This is a genomic window from Rhodoglobus sp. G.S.4, from assembly GCF_056619605.1.
Genome location: NZ_CM152748.1, coordinates 917,131 through 937,892, shown reverse-complemented (window position 1 = coordinate 937,892; position 20,762 = coordinate 917,131). Strand labels below are relative to the sequence as shown.

General features: G+C 60.5%; 16 protein-coding genes. 6 read left to right on the top strand and 10 right to left on the bottom strand.

Translation table 11 applies throughout. The features are described from left to right. Window positions 1-2 precede the first annotated feature (2 nt). Both AC061P_RS04545 and AC061P_RS04540 read right to left on the bottom strand, forming a co-directional pair. A complete protein-coding gene (locus tag AC061P_RS04545; protein ID WP_449648529.1) occupies window positions 3-1,844 on the bottom strand; it encodes a BCCT family transporter in 1,842 nt (613 codons plus the stop codon). A 122-nt stretch (window positions 1,845-1,966) separates the two neighbouring features. Then, entirely contained in the window at window positions 1,967-3,013 is a 1,047-nt protein-coding gene (locus AC061P_RS04540; RefSeq protein WP_449648530.1) for a Gfo/Idh/MocA family protein, read from the bottom strand. Between the two features lie 131 nt (window positions 3,014-3,144). Between AC061P_RS04540 and AC061P_RS04535 the strand changes: the two genes are divergently transcribed. The 4 genes from AC061P_RS04535 (at window position 3,145) to AC061P_RS04520 (ending at window position 8,596) form a co-directional block, all read left to right on the top strand. Then, on the top strand, window positions 3,145-4,905 hold the full coding sequence (locus AC061P_RS04535; protein WP_480391950.1) for a dynamin family protein: 1,761 nt from the start codon (window positions 3,145-3,147) through the stop codon (window positions 4,903-4,905). Next, on the top strand, window positions 4,902-6,506 hold the full coding sequence (locus tag AC061P_RS04530; protein ID WP_480391949.1) for a GTPase family protein: 1,605 nt from the start codon (window positions 4,902-4,904) through the stop codon (window positions 6,504-6,506). Before AC061P_RS04535 ends, AC061P_RS04530 begins: the two co-directional genes overlap by 4 nt. A 590-nt stretch (window positions 6,507-7,096) precedes the next feature. After that, window positions 7,097-7,915 carry a hypothetical protein gene (locus AC061P_RS04525; protein ID WP_480391948.1) on the top strand — a complete coding sequence of 273 codons (819 nt, stop codon included), beginning with the start codon at window positions 7,097-7,099 and terminating at the stop codon, window positions 7,913-7,915. A gap of 231 nt (window positions 7,916-8,146) precedes the next feature. After that, a complete protein-coding gene (locus AC061P_RS04520) occupies window positions 8,147-8,596 on the top strand; it encodes a hypothetical protein (RefSeq protein WP_480391947.1) in 450 nt (149 codons plus the stop codon). 142 nt (window positions 8,597-8,738) lie between these two features. On the opposite strand, the gene AC061P_RS04515 is transcribed toward AC061P_RS04520, so the two are convergent. Genes AC061P_RS04515 through AC061P_RS04505 form a run of 3 tightly spaced genes read right to left on the bottom strand, consistent with a single transcriptional unit; the run spans window position 8,739 to window position 11,769 of the window. After that, on the bottom strand, window positions 8,739-9,677 hold the full coding sequence (locus AC061P_RS04515; protein ID WP_480391946.1) for a type II secretion system F family protein: 939 nt from the start codon (window positions 9,675-9,677) through the stop codon (window positions 8,739-8,741). Further along, window positions 9,674-10,540 carry a type II secretion system F family protein gene (locus AC061P_RS04510; RefSeq protein ID WP_480391945.1) on the bottom strand — a complete coding sequence of 289 codons (867 nt, stop codon included), beginning with the start codon at window positions 10,538-10,540 and terminating at the stop codon, window positions 9,674-9,676. The genes AC061P_RS04515 and AC061P_RS04510 overlap by 4 nt, the downstream gene beginning before the upstream one ends. Then, window positions 10,537-11,769 (bottom strand): TadA family conjugal transfer-associated ATPase, encoded by a 1,233-nt coding sequence (locus AC061P_RS04505; protein ID WP_449648535.1) that lies wholly within the window; start codon window positions 11,767-11,769, stop codon window positions 10,537-10,539. The genes AC061P_RS04510 and AC061P_RS04505 overlap by 4 nt, the downstream gene beginning before the upstream one ends. A gap of 137 nt (window positions 11,770-11,906) precedes the next feature. On the opposite strand from AC061P_RS04505, the gene AC061P_RS04500 reads away from it, so the two are divergent. Both AC061P_RS04500 and AC061P_RS04495 read left to right on the top strand, forming a co-directional pair. After that, the gene (locus AC061P_RS04500; RefSeq protein WP_449648536.1) at window positions 11,907-12,272 is read left to right on the top strand and encodes an ArsR/SmtB family transcription factor; all 366 of its coding nucleotides are present in this window, start codon (window positions 11,907-11,909) and stop codon (window positions 12,270-12,272) included. Then, complete coding sequence (locus AC061P_RS04495; RefSeq protein WP_449648537.1) at window positions 12,269-13,903, top strand: SulP family inorganic anion transporter; 1,635 nt, start codon at window positions 12,269-12,271, stop codon at window positions 13,901-13,903. Before AC061P_RS04500 ends, AC061P_RS04495 begins: the two co-directional genes overlap by 4 nt. A gap of 9 nt (window positions 13,904-13,912) precedes the next feature. Here the strand turns inward: AC061P_RS04495 and AC061P_RS04490 are convergent, their stop codons facing one another. The 5 genes from AC061P_RS04490 to chvE form a co-directional block, all read right to left on the bottom strand. Further along, a complete protein-coding gene (locus AC061P_RS04490; RefSeq protein ID WP_480391944.1) occupies window positions 13,913-15,322 on the bottom strand; it encodes a GH1 family beta-glucosidase in 1,410 nt (469 codons plus the stop codon). 41 nt (window positions 15,323-15,363) lie between these two features. Further along, window positions 15,364-16,551: an ROK family protein gene (locus AC061P_RS04485; protein WP_480391943.1), complete on the bottom strand. Its 1,188-nt coding sequence runs from the start codon at window positions 16,549-16,551 to the stop codon at window positions 15,364-15,366. 42 nt (window positions 16,552-16,593) lie between these two features. After that, complete coding sequence (gene mmsB / locus AC061P_RS04480) at window positions 16,594-17,793, bottom strand: multiple monosaccharide ABC transporter permease (RefSeq protein WP_449648540.1); 1,200 nt, start codon at window positions 17,791-17,793, stop codon at window positions 16,594-16,596. 4 nt (window positions 17,794-17,797) lie between these two features. Then, window positions 17,798-19,327, bottom strand: a complete 1,530-nt coding sequence (gene mmsA, locus AC061P_RS04475; protein ID WP_449648541.1) for a multiple monosaccharide ABC transporter ATP-binding protein — start codon at window positions 19,325-19,327, stop codon at window positions 17,798-17,800. A gap of 88 nt (window positions 19,328-19,415) precedes the next feature. After that, window positions 19,416-20,519: a multiple monosaccharide ABC transporter substrate-binding protein gene (chvE, locus tag AC061P_RS04470; RefSeq protein ID WP_449648542.1), complete on the bottom strand. Its 1,104-nt coding sequence runs from the start codon at window positions 20,517-20,519 to the stop codon at window positions 19,416-19,418. Window positions 20,520-20,762 lie beyond the last annotated feature (243 nt).

The window sequence follows — 20,762 nt, the reverse complement described above, 5'->3', positions numbered from 1 at the left end:
AGCTAGTCAGAGCGGGGATCGACCTCGGGCCCGTCCTGTAGACGCTGCACTTCATCTTCAACGATTGCGTCGGCCTGAGCGATGTTGTCTGGCAGGATCAGCCCCTTGTCGGCAAGAATTGCATCCTCTGTTCCCTGCGAGATTCCTCCGCCTGTCTGAACAGCCTTCTTGCGAAGACGATCAAGAGCCGCGCGCAGCGGGTTAGAGGGCTCACGCAGAAGCGGCGCCTCAACTTCGAGGCCGTAGAAATCACCAATGTGGTCGACAAATTGTGCGCGCTGAGCTCGTTCATAGGCCCGTCGCTCCCGGCTAAAGGCGATTACTGTCGCCGCGCACATCATCAACATGACGATACTGAAGGGCAACGCGGAGAGAATTGCTGCGGTCTGCAGGGTTTGAAGGCCACCAGTGATCAGCAAAGCGATCGCCAAGAACGACGCAAGCAGTGCGAAGAAAATCCGTATGCGCTTCGGCGGTTCTGCCGAGCCACCAGTGGCGATCATCGACATCACAAGCGCGCCCGAATCAGCCGAGGTGATGAAGAAGATTCCGATCAGGAGAATCGCACCGAACGTGAGAGCGGTGCCCGCTGGCAATCCGGCGAGCAGGTCGAAGAGAGCCGAGTCGGCATCCACTGACCCGTCAGCGGCAATGAGTCCGCCCTGACCGTAGAGCTCGCGATAGATCGCGTTGCCGCCGAGCACACTGAACCAGAGGAATGTGAGCACGGTGGGAACCAGCATCACACCGCCAACAAATTCGCGCACAGTGCGGCCCTTGGAAACACGGGCGATGAAGACACCAACGAACGGGGCCCACGACATCCACCAACCCCAGTAGAACGTTGTCCAGCCCGCTTGCCACTGTTCGCCAGCATCGCCGGCGTAGGCGCTGACGTTGAAAGCGAGGCCGATGAAGCCTTGGAGGTAGTTACCCATGGACTGCACAAATTCACGGAAAAGGAACGCGGTCGGGCCGACGATCAACAGGAACACAAGCAGCACGGCCGCCAGAAGCAGGTTGGTGGTCGATAACCACTTCATGCCCTTTCCGATACCGGAGACCAGGGAGAGGATCGTGAACGCGACGATAACGATGATGACCATGATCTGGGTGGTCAGGTTCGACTCGGCTACGCCGGTCTTTTCAAGACCTGCCGAGATCTGGAGCACACCTAAGCCGAGCGAGGTAGCAACACCAAAGACTGTTCCGACCAATGCAATGACATCGATGAGGTTGCCCCAACCGCCGCGAACTCGCTTGCCGAGCAGTGGCTCCAGTGTCCAGCGGATCGAGATCGGGCGGCCACGACGGTGAATCGCGTAGGCGAGTGCCAGCCCGACAACCACGTAAATCGCCCACGCGTGCACACCCCAGTGCAGGAAGGTTTGGCTCATCGCTTTTTGCGCGAGCTCAATCTCTGTTCCGGTGACGCCGGGTCGCGGGTTCGCGAAATGACTGAGCGGTTCGGCAACACCGTAGAAGACGAGACCGATGCCCATACCGGCAGCGAAGAGGAAGGAGATCCAGGAGATCATCGAGAACTCAGGCTCGTCGTCATCCTTACCCAGCTTGATGTCGCCAAATCGGCTGAAGCCGAGCCATAGCGCGAAGGCTACAAAGAATGCCGCGATAAGTACGTAGTACCAGCTGAACGAATTGATGACGCTCGACTGTAAAGTGTCGAACACTGTCTTAGAGATCTTGGGCGCGAGCATCGAGAACGCCGTGATGACGATGATGATGCCTGCGGCCGGCCAGAAGACCCACGGTGCAAGAAACTTCGTTGCTTTAGGCCTCTCCGGTGCACCTGGTTCGGTGGGGAGGGTCGATTCTGCGGTCATGGCAACTCCGATCGCGTGGTTTTGACGCTAATCAGCGTACAGACTCATTCCGCTGCACACTCACCATTTCCCCGTATTGGCTGTGCTCGCAACGCGACTTCCTCGTGGTTGATCCGGTGGCGCTACTGCTCCGAATCGAAGCGATATCCCAATTGCCAGCGAGCGCTGTCGATGGTGTCGAGGATGGCGACCGTCTCGTCGAGTGAATGCACGGGTGATTCGGTGAGCCCCTGCGCTACATAACCGGCGAGTGCTGTTGCTTGATAGCTGAGTCCGCGGTGGCCGACAACGCCTGTCTCGTCGTTCCAGTGAATTGATTCCCCACTGAAGCCGGGCTGAGAAAGAGTGAGGCTACTCGGGGTGAAGAAGGCTCCGCCGACCTGAAGTAGTGCAGCGGTGCCCGCAACAAATGCCGTGATGGGAGTGCGTGCGAGCAACGTTGTGCTGAGTTGGGCTTGAGCCGCGCCCTCGTAGCTGAGAGTAAGGAGGGATTGGGCATCCACCCCGGTCTCAATGAGCGAGCCGACGTTGTGGATGGCGGTTGGGGTACCCAGAATTTGCGAAGCGAAGGCGATCGGGTAGATGCCGAGGTCGAGCAGGGCTCCTCCCCCACTCTCGAGCGAGCGAACCCGATGCCCCTCCGGGATGAACTGGCCGTGATCGGCAGTGACGAGGTGGATTTCGCCGAAGGTGCCGTCGGCCATGAGCTGGGTGATGATCGAGGTTTGGGGAAGGTAGCGAGTCCACATCGCTTCCATCGCGAAAACTCCGGCGGCGCGGGCGGCGGCAACAATCTCGCGGGCTTCGGCCCCGGTCATTGCGAAGGGTTTCTCGACCAGAATGTGTTTGCCCGCGGCGATGGACTGAAGCGCGAGATCGCGGTGCACGTGCTGCTGGGCGGCAATGTAAACAACGTCAACGTCGGGATTGGCGAGAAGTTCGGCGTAGTCGCCGTAGGCGTTCGCGATGCCCCAGGTGTTGGCAAAGTCTTGGGCACGGTCGAGGCTGCGGGATGCCACGGCGACAAGTTTTTGCTCGGTGTGGGCTTGCACGGCGGCGGCGAACGTCGCGGCGATTCCACCGGGCGCCAGGATGCCCCAGCGCAGTGCTGGCACGGAGTCTGCAGGAGGAATGATTGGGGCTGGGAACGTGGTGGGGAACAATTTCATCCTTGTCGTTGTCGCGCCACCTGCTTACCGCAGGCCTCGACCAGTCTAGAACCCGAGCGTCACTCCAGAACATGGTGCGGTTGCTGTCAAAAAAGTTAGCGAACTGGCCCCGCACCCGGCATGCTTAAGCGGTGACCGACAATAGTGTGCCCGCGATCGTGTCACTCGAGCGCCTGCGAGCCTCGCTCGCTGATGCTGGCTTGACGGTGACTCTTGACGATGTTGCGGTGCAACGAGAAGCTGCGGCGGCGGCTGTACGACAAATCGATGATTACATTCGCCCACGGCTTGCCGATCTTGATGCTCCTCTCCTTGCGGTGGTCGGTGGGTCGACGGGCGCGGGTAAGTCAACGATCGTGAACGCTCTGCTCGGTGTCGCGACGACGCGTGCCGACGTAATCCGTCCCACCACTCGTCAACCCATTCTTGTTCATGCTCCCGTTGATGCCGGGTGGTTTGCGAGCGACCGAATTTTGCCGGGGCTCGCGCGCGTGCGCGGGCGAATTAGTGCCCCAGGCACGCCAGCGTCGAGTGCGGGAGATGCGCCCGAAAAGTCGCGCATCGGCGAGCTCATGCTGCTTGAGCATGAAAGTGTTCCCCGTTCACTCGCGATTATTGATGCGCCGGACATCGACTCGGTCGCAGACGAAAATCGCGCCCTCGCCTCGCAATTGTTGGCTGCTGCGGATTTGTGGCTGTTTGTCACGACCGCCAATCGCTACGCCGATGCGGTGCCGTGGCGACTACTCGAAAGCGCCGCAGCACGATCGATCACCGTGGGCATCGTTCTCAACCGCGTGCCGCCGGGAGCTGTTGCTGAGGTGTTGCCCGATCTGCGCGAAATGCTCGCTGAGCGTGGTCTTTCCGATGCTCCTGTGTTCTCTATTGACGAGCAGCCGCTCGACGAACTCGGAATGCTTCCCGCTGGTGCCGTCGCCGGTGCGCGCGCTTGGCTCGAGGGAATCGCCAGCGACCGCGAAGCCCGCACGCGCATCGCTGCCCGCACCCTGAGCGGCGCGATCTGTGACCTCGACCGTCACGTGAGGCTCATTGCGGATGCCCGGCAGCAGCAACTCGACTGGCTCGACTCCGTGCATGCTGCCGCCGCTGCGCACTATGAGACCGCAATCAAGGCCGTGGACGAAGCTACTCAGAACGGCGCACTGATGCGCGGTGAGGTGCTGGCACGCTGGCAAGACTTCGTGGGAACCTCCGACTTCTTTCGCAAAGTTGATTCGTGGTTCTCGCGCACCCGCGACAAAGCGACCGCGTGGATTACGGGCAAGCCGAGCCCTGTTGTCGAGGTCGAGACCCAGATCGAGACGGGATTGCAGGCTGTCATCGTTGACCAGGCCGGGCGGGCGGCTGCGGCTGTGTGGGCCGATCTTGAGCGCAGCGCTCCTGGTCGCTCGATCGCGGAGCAGCATCCGACGCTGTCAGCTGAGAGCCCGGAACTGCGTCAGGCCACGACGTCGATGATTCGGGAGTGGCAGGGCGCGCTGATGCAGCTCATTCATGACAATGCGGGCAACAAGCGCATCCGGGCACGCGTGCTTTCGCTCGGCCTGAATGTCGTAACGGTTGCGCTCATGATTGTCGTGTTTGCGTCAACCGGTGGCCTGACGGGTGGCGAGATTGCGATCGCCGGCGGTTCTGCTGTGCTCGGTCAAAAACTGTTGGAGACCGTCTTCGGCGAGGATGCCGTGCGTCACCTTGCGAGCCAGGCCCGCCTCGATCTGCAGGAGCGTGTGCGCGCCCTCTTCGATACCGAGATCGCGCGAGTGGATGCGGCGATGGAACCTCTCCGTTTCGGTGCGGACCCCGCAACCTTGCGACGCGAATCGCAGGTGCTCATCGACGACGTGGCGCGCGCGGCGAGGAACGACTCGTGAGCGCGGCCAAGCCGAGCCTCGATGAGCGCATTGTGGCTCTGCGCACGGTGACCGAGGCGGGGGTTGGGCGCATCCCCTCCGAGCTTATGGATGACGCTCGCGCGCTGTTGCAGCAAGCGGAGGCACGTCGCTCACGCTCATCCGAACACACGGTGGTTGGCGTCTTTGGTGCGACCGGTTCAGGCAAATCGAGTCTCGTGAACGCGCTCGTGGGCGCTGAGGTGGCGGTCGCTCATGTGCGCCGCCCGACCACATCGCAACCCCTTGCCGTGCTCTGGGATGCCGCGGGTTCCGCCGACCTGCTCGACTGGCTAGAGATTCGTGGGCGTGTCGAACGCCCGATGCCGATTGACCCGCGCGCCAGCAAGCTCGTGCTCGTTGACCTGCCAGACGTGGACTCGGTTGAGGCCAGCAATCGCGCGGTCGCCGAACGACTTGCTGGTCAAGTGGATGCTCTGATCTGGGTTGTTGACCCACAAAAGTATGCCGACGACGTGTTGCACGCTCAGTTCATTGCGCCTCATGCCCGTCATGCTGCGGTCACTCTGGTCGTGCTCAATCAGGTGGATCTGTTGAGCGCGGATGATCGTGTCGCTGTCGTAAAGTCGCTGCAAGCGATTGTCGAACGGGATGGCCTCCCCCGTGCCCGGGTGTTGCCGGTGAGCGCCCGCACGGGTGAAGGTATTGATGCTTTGCGCGCCGCGATCGGTGACCTTGCCGCGTCGAAGGCGGTGCGGGATGCGCGGCTGAGCGCTGACGTGCAAACTCTTGCCGCCCGCATTGACGACCCCGGCACCCCGCAGAAGGTGAGCGCGAAGAGCACGGCCCGCCTGCGCGACGAGGTCGGCACCGCTGCCGGTGTCGATCTCGTGGCATCCGCTGTTGCACGCTCGTACCGCAAACGTTCCGGGCAGGCGACGGGCTGGCCGCTCGTGTCATGGATTGGTCGCTTGCGCGCTGACCCCCTCACCCTGCTGGGTCTTGGCCCGAAGCGTCGCGGCGATGACCCCGATGTCCACCGGACGAGTATGCCGCTGTTGAGTGCCGGTGCCCAAGCTCGGATGTCGATGGCGGTGCGCACGTTCACTGACGAAACCGTGGCGAGCGTTTCGCCCCCGTGGCGGGCTGCCGCCCGCACCACTGCGGAGCAGGCTCTCGACGCTCTGCCCTCCACTCTCGATCTTGCGATCGCTCGCACACCTTTGCCCGCGAAGGGTTCCTGGTGGTGGGTGCTGGTCGGCATCGTGCAGTGGATCGCCGTTGTTGTCGGATTGGGCGGAGCCCTGTGGTTGGTCGGTGCGGCGTTGTTGCCCACCTTCGGCTTGCCGACGTTCCCGCTCCCTGCCGTTGAGGAAGGTCCGTTGGCAGGTTGGGCGATACCGACGTTATTGCTAATTGCGGCGGTACTGATCGGCATCGTGCTTGGCTTGCTTTCGGCGGCGCTCAGCGCCCTGACTGCCGGTGGCCGCCGCCGCCGTGCCCGCCGTCGCCTTCTCGCTTCTGTTGACGAGGTTGTGCAGCGGGATGTTGTGGCTCCCGTGGTCGCGGCTCTTGAGCAGGCGCGTGCGGTGTCGGCCGCGCTGCAGATCGCGCGGCGCTAGAACCCGACCTGCAACACGAAGATGCCGGGGAAAATCGCGAACGCGATCGTGATAGGCAAGATAAGGAACACGAGCGGGAAGGTACCGGGACTAAAACACGAATTGCGCTGCTAAGGGTTGCTGAGTGAGCTGAGCGGCGTGCGTGAGTGCGGACCTCGAATCATTGAAAATGATCTTCGGAGTGACGTAGCAAGATTTCAGCACTCTCAACCTCAAACGTCTGAGTCTCGTTTGGCGTTGAACACCCGCGCGGTGGTTAGCTTACTTTTCCCCAACCGCCGCTCTAGGGCGAACAGCCGTGACCGTCGGAGAAGCCTGTGCACATCCTAAAGTCTCACCAAACCGCATTTTGGACATTCCCCGACGACCTGATTGTCCCGCGCGACAGGCTCAACGCGGATCAGGCACCGCTCTCAGTTCGGAGCACCAAAGTGATCGCTCACCTCATTCGTCTGTTTCCGTATCAGTATTGTTAGCTAGCCCAGTCGGAGTAGGGATGACTACGGACGCGTGCGGGCACGAGCGATAACGTTCTGGTTACGCGGGGCGTGCTTTTCAGCAATCTCACAGATATGAGACATATTTATCTCATGACTACCCTACCGACAGACCAAGAATCCCAACCAAGTGTTCCCCCACAGGAAACGAGCCCTGCGAAAGAGAAGAACACCCTTGGCCTTATCGCCTTCATAGTAGCGATCGTCGGGTTCATTTTCGCCTGCATCCCGGGCGCGCTCATTGTTGGCTGGATTCTTTTGCCAATCGCATTTATCCTCGCGATCGTCGCTCTCTTCCTCAAAGGCAGCAGCAAGAAGTTCGCCCTCATAGGACTCATCATCTCTGTTGTCGGAACCATCGTTGCTGCGGTCGTATTCACGGCCGTAGTAGCGAGCGCATTCGACGACGCCTTCTCCGGCGGAGACACTTCAGTGACAGCCCCCGAGGGTCAAACTGAGGAAACTGAAAAAACTGACGACGAGCCGGGGACACGAGCAAATCCGTACCCGATCGGCAGCGCGATCACGCAGGGAGACTGGACAGTCACCATTAACAGCGTGAATCTTGATGCAACCGACGAACTTCTTGCAGACAACATGTTCAACGACTCGCCTGACGCTGGCAGCGTCTACATCCTCGTGAACATGACAGCCACCTACAACGGCACCAACCCAGACGGTGAATCGGTCTGGGCCACTGTGAACTACATCACCGCGGATGGGAACACCATCGACGGCACTTCGAAGTTCCTTTCGGCACCAGAGCAATTCGAAAGCCTCTCTACTCTTTATGAAGGCGCATCAATCACCGGCAACCAAGCGCTTCAGGTACCCGCCGACACCGCAGCCGACGGAGTCCTCGCAGTCAATCCGACGTTGCTGGGCGACAAGGTGTTCGTCGCCGTCAAATAACCTCGCCTCATCAACTGGACCCCCTCGCTGGATCTTCAGCAGGGGGTCCCTCTGGTTTCCTGAAGGACGATCGAGGGCAAAACCTTCATGGCGACCAAACGCAAGGACCACAGTGAAATGCATGTTGCTACAAGGTGAAGTTCATGCCAGGTTCTTTCGACGACGTGCGTGTGAACAGGTCGCTGTGGGCGCCCTAGAGGCGAAGGCATCCCGTAGTGCGATGATTGTGTGATGCGCCTCCCTGCTGGCCCTGAACGTCGCCTTCGGATCGCCGAGGAGGCGTACGATCTCATCGCAAGTGAAGTTCGTCCTTTCCTCTCCGTCGTATTCGCGACGGGCGATGCGATGCAGCTCGACCGTGGTCTGCGAATCGTGGAGCACGTCATCCCAATGAAACGGATCGTGATCGAGATTGTTGACCCACGTGAGGCCGGCCCCCGCTCCAACTCCGTCTCCGACCCGATTGCCGGCGGACCAGCAATATCACCGGACCACCTGATCTCGATCTTCGACCGTCTCCTCGTAAAATGCTGGGTTACCGCTGACGAGCACGACCGACTGAATCGCACAGGCCGAAGCTTCCAATGGGACGCCCCTGATGGCGATGGATGGTCCCGATACAGGCAGGCAGGCGTCACTGCGTACCAGCTCACTGCCGACGGCGACTTGCTGCACGATTAGACACCCGCTCCGCGAATCTAAAAAATCAGAATTCATCAGCGAATGGCTTGGTGAGCTGGCGACTCCACGCCTGCATCGACCACGCGACCCGTGAAAAACCATTTGTGACCTGGAGACTTCTGGAAAGGGCTGGAGCCAAATTCTAGAACCCCACCTGCAACACGAAGATGCCGGGGAAAATCGCGAACGCGATCGTGATAGGCAAGATAAGGAACACGAGCGGGAAGAGCATCGCGACCTCCTTCTTGCCGGCAAGCTCGAGCAGTTCGCGCTTGGACTCTTCGCGAGCATCCTGCGCCTGAGCTTGCAGCACTTCTGATAGAGGGGAGCCACGATCGAGCGCGCCCAGAACCTGGTCGACACAGCGCGCAAACGGTGGGAGTTCGAGCTCGCGCGAAAGCGCACCCAACGTTTCGCCGAACGGGAGTCCCGTGTTCACGGACGCCACAACGCGGGCGAGTTCGCGCGAAAGCTCGCCGCCACTGACCTGCGAAACGCGGCGCACGGCATCCAGAATTCCCTCACCAGCAGAGAGGCTCAATGCGAGGAACTCAAGCACTACTGGCAACTCGGAGGTGAGACGACGGATGCGGTTCTTCGCAGATCGCTGAAGAAGATAATCGCGCACCGTGATTCCGACAACGCCACCAACCACCACCAGCACCGCCTGCGCGACAAGGGGAACCTGCTGCGCGTTCGCGACTGTCACGTCGAAGACGACCCCCAACAGTGCACCGCCGAGCACCGCAAGTAGTTGCTGTGAGCGATAAGTTTCGACGCTCATCTCAGAACCGGCCTGACGCAGACGTCGCGCAATAAGATCGCCACCGCCAGCGACTGACGCCAAACTGCTGCGCAACCAGCGAACCGCAGGGACGAACAGCACCCCCAAGACAGGAAGTGGACCGATCGAGCGCGGGGCGACATGCTCGCGGGCGCCCGCCGAAACGTCGATCACATACGGGGCAACACGGTTTGCGAGTGTCGGCCGACTGAGACGCGGGATGAGACTGAGAATCGACCACAGGCCAAGCCCGCCGGCGATGCCAACAACGATGGCCCAGGCGAGAGAGTCGCTCATGCGAACCACCTCGGCTGCTCGGGAAGTCGGCCGATGCCCGCCATGATTCGGTAGGCAAGAACGGACAGCGCAAGCCCAGCGACTATGAGCGCGATTCCTCCCGTTGAGTTGTAGGCGAGAGCAGCCTCAGGACGGGTGGTGAGCAGAAACAGAACGACCCACGGCGCCGCCAGCCCAAGGCGGGCCGCGTTCATTACCCACGACTGGCGCGCCTCGATCTCGGATCGGATCGCCGCCTCCTGGCGCAAATACACGCTCAAGCTTCGCAAGACGTTGGTGAGTTCACTTCCTCCGACCTCGCGTGACATCCGCAAGGTTTCGAGGATGCGGTCGGCAACGGGATCGGCGAGCGCCACCTTCAATTCGTCGACAGCGATGGAGAAATTGCCGGTCGTTCGATAGCGCTGAGAGAAGGACACGAATGCGCTGCGCGTCACCGCTGGGCCGGTCTGCGCCAGTGTCATGAGGCTGTCGGGGAGGGCAAGCCCCGATCGCACAGCCGAAACCAGCTGATCAACTACGTCTGGCCATACAACCCGGGTTGCTCGACGTCGAACCCGCGCACGCCAACTGATTGCGAGCGTTGGCGCTACGAGCGCGGTTGCCGCGGCACAGACCACGACAGCAAGAACTGTAGTGAGCACAAGCGTGAGCGCGCCAACCGCCAGCGCGAGCACAAGAGAAACGATCACGACCACGGCGGGGCTTGTTGTGGGGAGCCCCGCCTGTACGAGTCGTTCTCGCATCCGGCGAGACCACGCTGAACGTTCACGCGCTTGGCGTTCGCGGCGTGCCGGCCACATAAAGGTCGCAGCGATCAGCACTGTGCCCACCGAGAGTGTGATGCCAAGCAGGAGACTCACGCGACTGCCGTCAACAACAGCGAAACGGGGTCGGTTCCGGCAGCATGGAATTTGGCTAACCGCGCCGGAATTGCACCGGTGTGGACGAGCGTGCCCTGTACCGTGCGAAAGAGAGCCATGCTTTCGACCGCCCCTTCGCTAACTTCACCACTGAGCGACGCGATCTCAACAACCCGCCTAGTGCCCTGTGATGTCAGCTCGCAGTGCACGACGACATCCACTGAGCTGGCAACGGTGGGTACGACAAAGCTGGAGTCGATGTTGCGGCCGGCGAGCAGGGGCAGGGTGCACAGCTTGACGAGCGCTTCGCGAGCACTGTTGGCGTGGATGCTCGACATCCCCGGCAGCCCACTATTGAGAGCGATGAGGAGGTCGAGAGACTCGGCATCGCGCACTTCGCCGACGACGATCCGGTCGGGGCGCATCCGCAACGCTTCTTTGATGAGGCGCCGCAGACTGATCTCACCGGTTCCTTCGAGGCTGGGCTGACGGCACTGCATACCGACGCTGTCGCGACTAGGAACGCTCAGCTCGAACGTCTCCTCAACCGTCACGACTCGTTCGTTGGGCCGCCCGGCAGCAAGCAGCGCATTGAGCATTGTGGTCTTACCGCTCTGCGTAGCACCAGACACCACAATGTTTTGGCCAGACAACACGCACAGTCGCAAATAGTCGGCGGCATGCTGGGTGAGGCTGCCGAGTTCGACCAAACGATCAAGGTCGCGGATGTGTTTGCTGAACTTGCGTACGTTCACCGCCCAGTGTTTGCGAGTGACATCGGGAATGACCACGTGCAGTCGCGAACCATCAGGCAGCGAGGCATCAACAAACGGAGAACTAAGGTCAACACGGCGACCGGAGGTTTGCAGCATCCGCTCGACGAGGTCTCGAACTTGAGAGTCAGTGAGGCGGATGCCCGTGAACTCGGGAACCCCGTTGCGGGCAACAAAGATCTGCTCGGGTCCGTTAATCCAGAGCTCCTCAACGGTGTCATCGTCAAAGAACGGCTGGAGCGGACCGTACCCGGTCAGCGCAGCTACCACCTCGCGGGCAGCCTGCGCCTCGTCCCCGAGCAACGGCACTGAACCACCAAGAGCACGCTCGCTGTAACGCCGCACCTCATCGCGAACGTAACGCGAGGCAAGTTCGCTGTCGCGCGAGAGGTCAACCCCGTCACGACGTACACGTTGGCGAACCTGATCGGCGATGGTCGCCAGAGCGTTAGACATGCTCATATTGTGTCGAGCGGGCGCGAGAACGCCTTCCCGTTGTCCACAGGAACCATTGCGGGGAGGCAGATCGGCAGCGCTCCTATTGTTGATATGATGATTCCATCAAGTCATCAAGCAAAGACGAGGAACGCAGCATGGATCTTCTCGATGAGCGCAGGCCGCTCTACGAAATCAAAGCGAATCTCTTCAAGGGGCTCGCGCATCCGTACCGTATTCGTGTGCTCGAAATCTTGTCGAGCACCGACGAAGCGTCGGTCACCATGATGCTCGTCGATACGGGGCTCGAAGCATCCCACCTCTCCCAACATCTTTCGGTGCTGCGCCGCTACGGCCTCGTCGTCTCCGAACGCCGCGCCAGCGTCGTTTACTACCGTCTCGCGCTCCCCCAGATCGCCGAACTACTGCGCGTAGCCCGCGTGCTCCTCAGCGAGATCCTCACCGATGCCGGCAGCCAACGCGGGCTCGTCGAAAGCCTTCCCGCGATTCCGGATGCCCGATGAAGCGCTCGTGGCGCACACTGCTCCCCAGCCTGAGCGACTACCGCGAACTGCGCACGAGCTGGCGCGGCGACCTGCTCGCCGGAGTCACCGTCGGCATCGTCGCGCTCCCCCTCGCGCTTGCCTTCGGGGTGAGCTCCGGAGTCGGCGCCGAAGCCGGACTCATCACGGCCATCGTCGCCGGCCTCGTCGCTGCCGTCTTCGGCGGCTCCAACATCCAAGTTTCCGGCCCCACCGGCGCAATGGTCGTCGTGCTCGCGCCGATCGTCGTCAGCCAAGGCGTGGAAGCGGTCGCGATCGTCACCCTGCTCGCGGGCATCATCGTCGCGATCGCCGGCGTGCTGCGGCTTGGACGCACCGTCAGCTACATCCCCTGGCCCGTCATCGAAGGCTTCACCGTTGGCATCGGCATCATCATCTTTCTGCAACAACTACCATCCGCGCTCGGCACCGAAGGCACAGACCACCCCACCAACGTCATCCTCGCCGCTGGGGCCTTCATCGCCGCCGCCGAATGGCCCGCCGCCCTCATACCCCTCGCCGTCGTCGCCACCGTGATCGCGATCATGCTGCTGCTCTCACGAATCAGCGGACGCCTGCCCGCATCATTCATCGCCATCGCGGTCGTCACGATCGCCGCTCAAGCCCTCAACCTTCCGCTGGCGACCATCGGCGAACTTCCCGCCTCGCTGCCCGCACCCTCCGTGCCCTCGTTCAACTTCGACCTCACCACCCTCATCGGGCCCGCGTTTGCCGTCGCCGCCCTCGCCGCCATCGAATCGCTACTCTCCGCCCGCGTCGCCTCGAGCATGTCCGACACTGGGCCATACAACGCCGACCGCGAACTCGTTGGCCAAGGTCTGGCATCCGTTGCCTCCAGCTTCTTTGGTGGGATGCCGGCCACCGGCGCCATTGCCCGCACCGCCGTGAACGTGCGGTCTGGCGGTCGCACTCGCCTTTCTGCTGTCGTGCATGCTCTCGCGCTGCTCGTGGTCGTGTACCTCGCCGCTCAGGTCGTCGCGGTCATCCCTCTAGCCGCGCTCTCGGGTGTCCTCATGGCCACCGCCGCCCGCATGGTCTCGCCCACCCTCATAAAAACGATGCTGCGAACCGGCAAATCTGAAGCCGCCGTCTTCGTTATCACCGGTGTGATCACCGTGAGCTTCGACCTCATCATTGCCGTCGGAATCGGCATTGCCGCCGCTGCCTTCTTCGCCCTCCGAGCGATGAGCAAAGCCAGTGGCGTTCACCGCGAAGAACTGCCCGGCTCCCCGGAACCCGGCGACGAACGCATCGCCCTCTTCCGCATCGACGGCTCGCTCTTCTTCGGAGCAGCAGAACGCCTCATCGATCGCATCAACGAACACGAAGGACTCGAAGTCGTCATCGTGCGCCTCTCACAACTGCACCTCATCGATGCCACCGGAGCGCACACCCTCACGGAGCTCATCACCGCCCTCGAAAAGCGCGGCGTGACCGTGATCATCAAAGGCATCCGCCCCGAACATCTCGATGTGCTCAGGCGGCTCGGCGTCATCCGCTCCCTACGCCACCCGAATCACCTGTTCGAAGAGCTCACGCCCGCGATCGAACACGGCCGCTCACACATTCGGCGCGCCATGCTCTCCCCGTAGGCTCGCGCCCTACTTCAGCGCCGGGGTCACCTTGGTCTTAGCCACGTCAGACACCCACAACCCACTGTCTTTCACGATGCGTTCTTGAGTGTCATAGTCGACGCGAACAATGCCGAACCGTTTTGAGTAGCCGTAGCCCCACTCGAAGTTGTCGAGCAGCGACCACACAAGGTAGCCCTGCAGATTCACCCCACGCTCGATAGCGCGATGGGCTGCAGTGAAGTGCCGGTTGAGATAGTCGACCCGCTCGGGATCATGCACCCGACCATCCGTCACCTCATCATCGAACGCGGCACCATTCTCGGTGATCATGAGGGGAAGATCAGGGAAGCGTTCGCCGAGATCGACCAACAACTCTTCGAGACCATCGGGCGCAATATTCCACCCCATCGCGGTATACGGGCCCGGCTGCTCAAGGAACTCGACATCTCTGCTGCCAGGCCACGGTGATCCGCCCATATCTTTGTGACCGTCATTGTTGCTACGCACCGTCAAGCCGTCCCACATCTTCACCGTAACGGTGGAGTAATAGTTGACGCCCAAGAAGTCGAGAGGCTGGTGGATGCTCTCCACATCGCCCGCGTGAACGAACGACCAATCGGTTACCTCACTCGTGTCAGCAATGAGGTCATCGTCGTACCGGCCAAGCAACATGGGGCTCGTGAACGCACGATTGGCGAGAGCATCGATGCGACGGGTCGCTTCGGCATCCCCGCCCCGAATCACATGGAAGTTCAGAGTCGCCGACACCTCGGGCGAACTAGTAGCGGCAGCACGGATGCGCGGAACCGCTAAACCGTGCGCCAAGTTGAGGTGGTGAACCGCGGCGAGCGCATCGGCGCCATCCATGCGGCCAGGAGCATGCGCACCCGAACCGTAGCCGAGATACGCCGAGCACCACGGCTCGTTCAGAGTTGTCCAGGTGTGTACGCGATCGCCAAGCGCTGTCGCCGCGAGTTCTGCGTAGTCCGCAAACCGCAGCGCCGTGTCACGCTCGGGCCAGCCACCCTCATCTTCAAGCTCTTGGGGAAGATCCCAATGATACAGGGTGGCAATGGGGCGGATGCCGCGGCTCAACAATCCATCGACAAGTCTCGAGTAGAACGACACTCCCTCAGGGTTTATCGCACCGGAGCCTCCGGGCTGAAGGCGCGGCCAGGAGATCGAGAAACGGTAGGCGTCGAGTCCCATCTCCGCCATGAGATCGAGGTCAGTCTCGAAACGGTAGTAGTGATCGTCGGCGACATCGCCGGTGTCACCGTTCCACGTCTTGTCCGGTGTGTGACTAAAGGTGTCCCAAATTGATTCAGTGCGACCGCCATCACGAGCGGCACCCTCCACTTGGTAGGCCGCCGTTGCTGATCCGACAATGAAGTTCGGCGGAAAAACGAGGCCACTATCGCGGTAATCAGGATTCATGGAACAACCCTAAGCCTCAGGCCCGCCAAAAAGGCAAACGTTTACACCGCAGAAGGATCGTCCAGGAGGGGCGCAAAGGCGAGTTCGGCGGCACCGATCATCAGTAGGTCTGCTCCGAGCTGCGCTGGAACGATTTTTACTCCCTCGAATGATGCCTCAAGCGCTTGCGAACCTACACGTTCAATGAGGAACTCGGGATCGGCCGAGAAAATGGATGCCAAGAAACCACCAAGCACGATGACTTCGGGATTGAGAACGTTGACAGCGTTTCGCAGCGAGGTGCCGAGCGAAAGCAATTGGCGACGCACAAGCGCACTGACTACAGGGTCGGTGGATTTGCGCAGAGCCGCATCGAAGGTTTCGGAGTCAACATTGGTCAGGCCGAGAGCGTGCAAGAGATCCGCCCGGTTCACCTCCGTCTCAAGGGTCCCCTCTTCACGCGTTCCCGTCTCGGTGGCACTGTTCACCACACGCACGTGACCGAACTCTCCCGCATAGCCGGCACGGCCTGTCAGCGGGAGTCCGCCGCTGATAATGCCGCCACCAATACCGCTGGCACCGCCGTTGAGGTAGATCAGATCAGAAATTCCGCGACCCGCACCATAAATGTGTTCCGCGAGCGCACCAACGCTGGCATCGTTCGCGGTCCAGACGGGGTAGCCGGTTGCTGCAGCCAGAAGCTGGCTTACTGGCTCATCCCGCCATTCCAGGTGAGGTGCCCACCGCACCAAACCGTCTTCGACGCGAACCAAACCGGGAGCAGCAACACCAATGCCGACCACCCGACCGGCAGTCTCGTATTCACCTTTGAGGCTCTCGATGATGACACTTGAGATCTTCACGAACTCAGTCACCGTTGATGGCGTGTCTGTTTCATAGCGGATGCGCTTGAGTAGTGTGCCGTCGAGGCCAACTACTCCAACGGTGATGGCATCGACCTCGGGGTTGATCGCAATCGCGACGGTGCGAGCATCCGCGTTCACCATCGGCGATGGACGACCAACCTGACGCGTGGGATCAGGTTCGCTTTCGTAGGCAAGCCCCAGTTCGCTCAATTCGGCTACAAGAGCCGCGATTGTTGAGCGGTTCAGCCCGGTTTGCGATGTCAGCTGCGACCGCAATTGCGCCCCGCGATGGAGGAGGGTGAGCACGCGTGACAGATTGTGGCGCCGAGTGCGATCGCCCTTGCCACCGGTGCCGCCTGACGGCGGCAGAGAGTTACTGTTCACGGGCTGATCCACTCGGTTAGCAACGAATACGTGCGACTAAGCCTAGCGACGTCCCGCGCGACGCTTGCTCATGACATCGAAAGCGACGGCGAGCAACAGCACGAGTCCCTTGATGGCCTGCTGCCACGCGGCATCCACGGAAAGAATTGACAAGCCCATATTGAGCACGCCCATGATGAGCGCCCCAATGACAGCACCGATGACTGTTCCGACACCACCGGTCACGGCAGCACCACCGATGAAGACTGCAGCAATTGCATCGAGTTCGAAGTTTTGCCCGGCAGACGCAACTGCGCCACCGGCCCGGGCTGTTGTGACGACCCCGGCAAGTCCAGCCAGCACGCCCATGTTCACGAAGACGAAGAAGTTAATCCACGAGGTCTTCACGCCGCTCATTTGGGCGGCGAACAAGTTTCCCCCGATCGCATACACGTGACGGCCGAACACCGTTTGATTGAGCACAAAAGTGAACAGCAGGATGAGCACAGCCAGAATGATCAGGATGATCGGTGTGCCGCGGTAGGCCGACAGCTGGAACGTCAGCGCGATAATGGCGACCGCAGCGATAACATTCTTAGCCCAGAACGAGATCCCGCTCTCGACCGGCAATTCGAGGCGGCGCTGTTTTGCGCGGTTGCGCAACTGCTGACCGATGAGCAACGCCGCAGCGAGAACACCGAGCAGAATCGTGAGGATGTCGCGATCACCACGCCCCTCACCGATCGTGCCAAACAGCTCAGGCAACCAGCCGCCACCAATAGCGTTGAACTCGCTGGGAAGAGCATTGATCGTTCCACCGGTCAGAAAGACCAGGGTGAGGCCGCGGAAGAGGAGCATGCCGGCCAGCGTCACAATGAAGGCTGGGATGCCGACGAAGGCAACCCAGAACCCTTGCCACGCGCCGACAGCAGCCCCCAAGAGAAGCGCGAGGATTACAGCGCCCCACCAGGGAAGCCCCCACTGGGTCATCGAGATCGCTGAGACCGCACCGACCATGGCAACCAGCGAACCGACCGAGAGGTCGATGTGGCCGGCGATGATCACGATCACCATGCCTACAGCAAGGATGAGGACGTAGGCGTTCTGCTGGATCAGGTTGTTGATATTACCGGGCAGCAGCAGCCGGCCATCCGTAAGCACTTGGAAGAGTAGGACGATTACGGCGAGTGCCGCAAGGATGCCGTACTGCCGAAGGTCGATCTGAACTTTGGGTCGCTTGCGGGCTTTAGTGGTGTCGCTCATCGGGTTAGTCCTTTCCCGCGGTCATCAAGTGCATGAGTCGTTCTTGGGTTGCTTCGGCGCGATCGACCTCGCCAGTGATTGTGCCCTCGGAGATCGCATAGATGCGGTCACACAGCCCGAGGAGTTCCGGGAGTTCAGACGAGATCACGACGACCGCTTTGCCCTGCGATGCCAAGTCGTTGATGATTCCGTAGATCTCGTATTTGGCACCGACATCGATTCCTCGCGTCGGTTCGTCGAGGATCAGGATGTCGGGGCCAGAGAACATCCACTTGCTCAGGACAACCTTTTGCTGGTTTCCGCCAGACAGGTTTCCCGAAAGCACAGAGACATTGGGAGTCTTGATGTTCATTTGTCCGCGGTAGCCCTCTGCCACCTTGTTTTCAGAGAAGCGGTCAACGATTCCCCAGCGCGAGATTTTCGATAGCGCTGCAGCCGAAATGTTGACGGCGATGCTGCCGATCAGATTGAGGCCGAAGTGTTTGCGATCTTCGGTGGCATAGGCAATTCCGTGGCGAATTGCTTCGCTGACAGTCTTGACCGAAATCTCGGCACCCTTTTTATAGGCAGTGCCGCTGATATGGCTGCCGTAGGACCGCCCGAAGATACTCATGGCCAACTCGGTGCGGCCAGCCCCCATCAGGCCGGCAAAACCAACGATCTCTCCGGCTCGAACCGAGAATGATGCGTTCTCGACCACCTTTCGAGTCGTATCGACCGGATGATGCACCGTCCAGTTCTCCACCCGAAACAACTCTTCGCCAATCTCTGGCGTGTGCGGCGGGAACATGCTGTCGAGGTCACGCCCGACCATTGCGCGGATGATTCTGGCTTCCGAAGCATCCTGTTCATCCATCGCGAATGTCTCGATCGTCTTGCCGTCGCGAATGATCGTGACTTTGTCCGCAATGTTGCGAATCTCTTTGAGCTTGTGCGAAATGATGATGCACGTGATGCCTTGACCGCGCAGGCTGCGAATGAGATCGAGTAGATGCGCAGAGTCTTCATCGTTGAGAGCCGCCGTCGGCTCATCCAGAATCAACAGCTTGACCTTCTTGGAGAGCGCTTTGGCGATCTCCACGAGTTGCTGCTTGCCGACACCAAGTTCAAGAACCCTCGTGCTTGGCTGCTCGTCGAGACCGACGCGGGCGAGCAAGAGCGTTGCTTCGCGATTGGTCTTGGCCCAGTCGACAACGCCCCTGGTGGCGATCTCATTGCCGAGGAAGATGTTTTCCGCGATAGAGAGGTAGGGACTCAACGCGAGTTCCTGATGGATGATGACGATGCCGTCGTGTTCAGAGTCATTGATCGACTTGTACGCGGTTTCGTGGTTTTCGAAGGTGATGCTGCCGTCATAGCTGCCCGCGGGGTAGACCCCACTGAGCACCTTCATAAGGGTTGATTTTCCGGCGCCGTTTTCGCCGCAAATAGCGTGAACGTGCCCGCGCTCGACCTCGAGGCTGACGCCGTCGAGTGCGCGGACTCCGCCGCTGAAGTCTTTGGTAATCGTGTTCATGCTGAGGATTGCAGTCATGATTAGCTCCGCTCGCAGTGACTTTCAGGGGACGGCAACTGCGCCGTCCCCTGATCGTCGAATCGTATTGCTTCTGACTCAGTGCGGGCTAGAGTCCTACGTCTGACGCCTTGAGGAAGCCGGAGTCAATGAGCTTGGACTGAACGTCATCCTTGACTACAACCTCAGGAGTGATGAGGAACGAAGGAACAACCTTTTCACCGTTGTCGTACGTTTCGGTGTCGTTGATCTCAGGCTCATCGCCGTTGAGGATTGCTTCGACAAATCCGAAGACAACCTTGCCGAGTTCACGGGTGTCTTTCCAGACTGTCATCGACTGCTCACCGGCGAGGATGTTGACCACGCTGGCTTTGTCACCGTCTTGACCTGTCAGCAGGGGCCAGTCGTCGCCGACCGTGTAGCCAGCGCTACGAAGTGAAGCTGCGATGCCTTGCGCCAAGCTGTCGTTCGGGGAGAGAACGACGTCGATCTTGTCTCCACCGGTGTAGAACGATGCAATGCGGTTGTCGAGCTCGGCCTGAGCCGAGTCTGACTTCCAGCCGAGGATTCCGATGCTTGCCCAGTCGTCATTGCTGGCGGGCGACTTACCGGAGGGAACAACCAACTGTCCGCTCTCGACGTAGGGAAGCAGAACATCCCAGGCACCGGAGAAGAAGAACTTCGCGTTGTTGTCGTCGGGGCTGCCGGCGAAAGGCTCGAGATTGAATGGACCTGCGCCATCAGCCAATCCGAGCTGTGCCTCGATGAATTCACCCTGGAGCTGGCCCACCTTGTAGTTGTCGAATGTTGCGTAGTAGTCAACGTCGGGCGTTCCATTAATGAGACGGTCGTAGGCGATGACGGTGATGTCTTGCGCCTTGGCGTCTGCAAGCACGGGGGCAAGCAGCTTTCCGTCAATCGCGGCGATGACAAGAACGTCGACGCCAGAAGCAATCTGGTTCTGAATCTGGCTAATCTGAGTGTCAGCCTTGTCGTCTGCATACTGAAGGTCTGCAGAGTAGCCGGCATCTTCGAGCTGAGCCTTGAGGCCCTCGCCGTCATTGATCCAGCGTTCGAGGCTTCGCGTCGGCATCGAAATTCCGACGCTGCCGAGGTTGTCGCCGCCGGCGCCTGAGCCACCGCTGCTGCAGGCAGCGAGCCCGAGTGCCATCACAGTCGCCGCTGCGACCGCAATTATCTTCTTCATTGACATCGTGTTGTCCCTTTCGAATGTGATTGCCGTACAAGAGCCGGAAGCACTGCGAGTGTTGCCGGCAGAGGGCCGAGCGTGTTCCTCGCGAAAGGGAAGGTGTCGCATCGGTTGCCCGAGGCGTGCGTTACTTCGTTGTATCGCGAGGGCTGCGCTGGGCACCCCTTTTGTTGACATTGAGAACATATATGGGTTTACGGGTTGAACGCAACATCAATTCCGAAAATCGCATAACAATTCGCTGTT

Coding starts and splice junctions, on each gene's coding strand:
- AC061P_RS04515 (WP_480391946.1), bottom strand. CDS start 9,677: ATGAGCGACTCTCTCGCCTGGGCCATCGTTGTTGGCATCGCCGGCGGG.
- AC061P_RS04545 (WP_449648529.1), bottom strand. CDS start 1,844: ATGACCGCAGAATCGACCCTCCCCACCGAACCAGGTGCACCGGAGAGG.
- chvE (WP_449648542.1), bottom strand. CDS start 20,519: ATGTCAATGAAGAAGATAATTGCGGTCGCAGCGGCGACTGTGATGGCA.
- AC061P_RS04520 (WP_480391947.1), top strand. CDS start 8,147: ATGCGCCTCCCTGCTGGCCCTGAACGTCGCCTTCGGATCGCCGAGGAG.
- AC061P_RS04495 (WP_449648537.1), top strand. CDS start 12,269: ATGAAGCGCTCGTGGCGCACACTGCTCCCCAGCCTGAGCGACTACCGC.
- AC061P_RS04505 (WP_449648535.1), bottom strand. CDS start 11,769: ATGTCTAACGCTCTGGCGACCATCGCCGATCAGGTTCGCCAACGTGTA.
- AC061P_RS04525 (WP_480391948.1), top strand. CDS start 7,097: ATGACTACCCTACCGACAGACCAAGAATCCCAACCAAGTGTTCCCCCA.
- mmsA (WP_449648541.1), bottom strand. CDS start 19,327: ATGACTGCAATCCTCAGCATGAACACGATTACCAAAGACTTCAGCGGC.
- AC061P_RS04540 (WP_449648530.1), bottom strand. CDS start 3,013: ATGAAATTGTTCCCCACCACGTTCCCAGCCCCAATCATTCCTCCTGCA.
- mmsB (WP_449648540.1), bottom strand. CDS start 17,793: ATGAGCGACACCACTAAAGCCCGCAAGCGACCCAAAGTTCAGATCGAC.
- AC061P_RS04500 (WP_449648536.1), top strand. CDS start 11,907: ATGGATCTTCTCGATGAGCGCAGGCCGCTCTACGAAATCAAAGCGAAT.
- AC061P_RS04490 (WP_480391944.1), bottom strand. CDS start 15,322: ATGAATCCTGATTACCGCGATAGTGGCCTCGTTTTTCCGCCGAACTTC.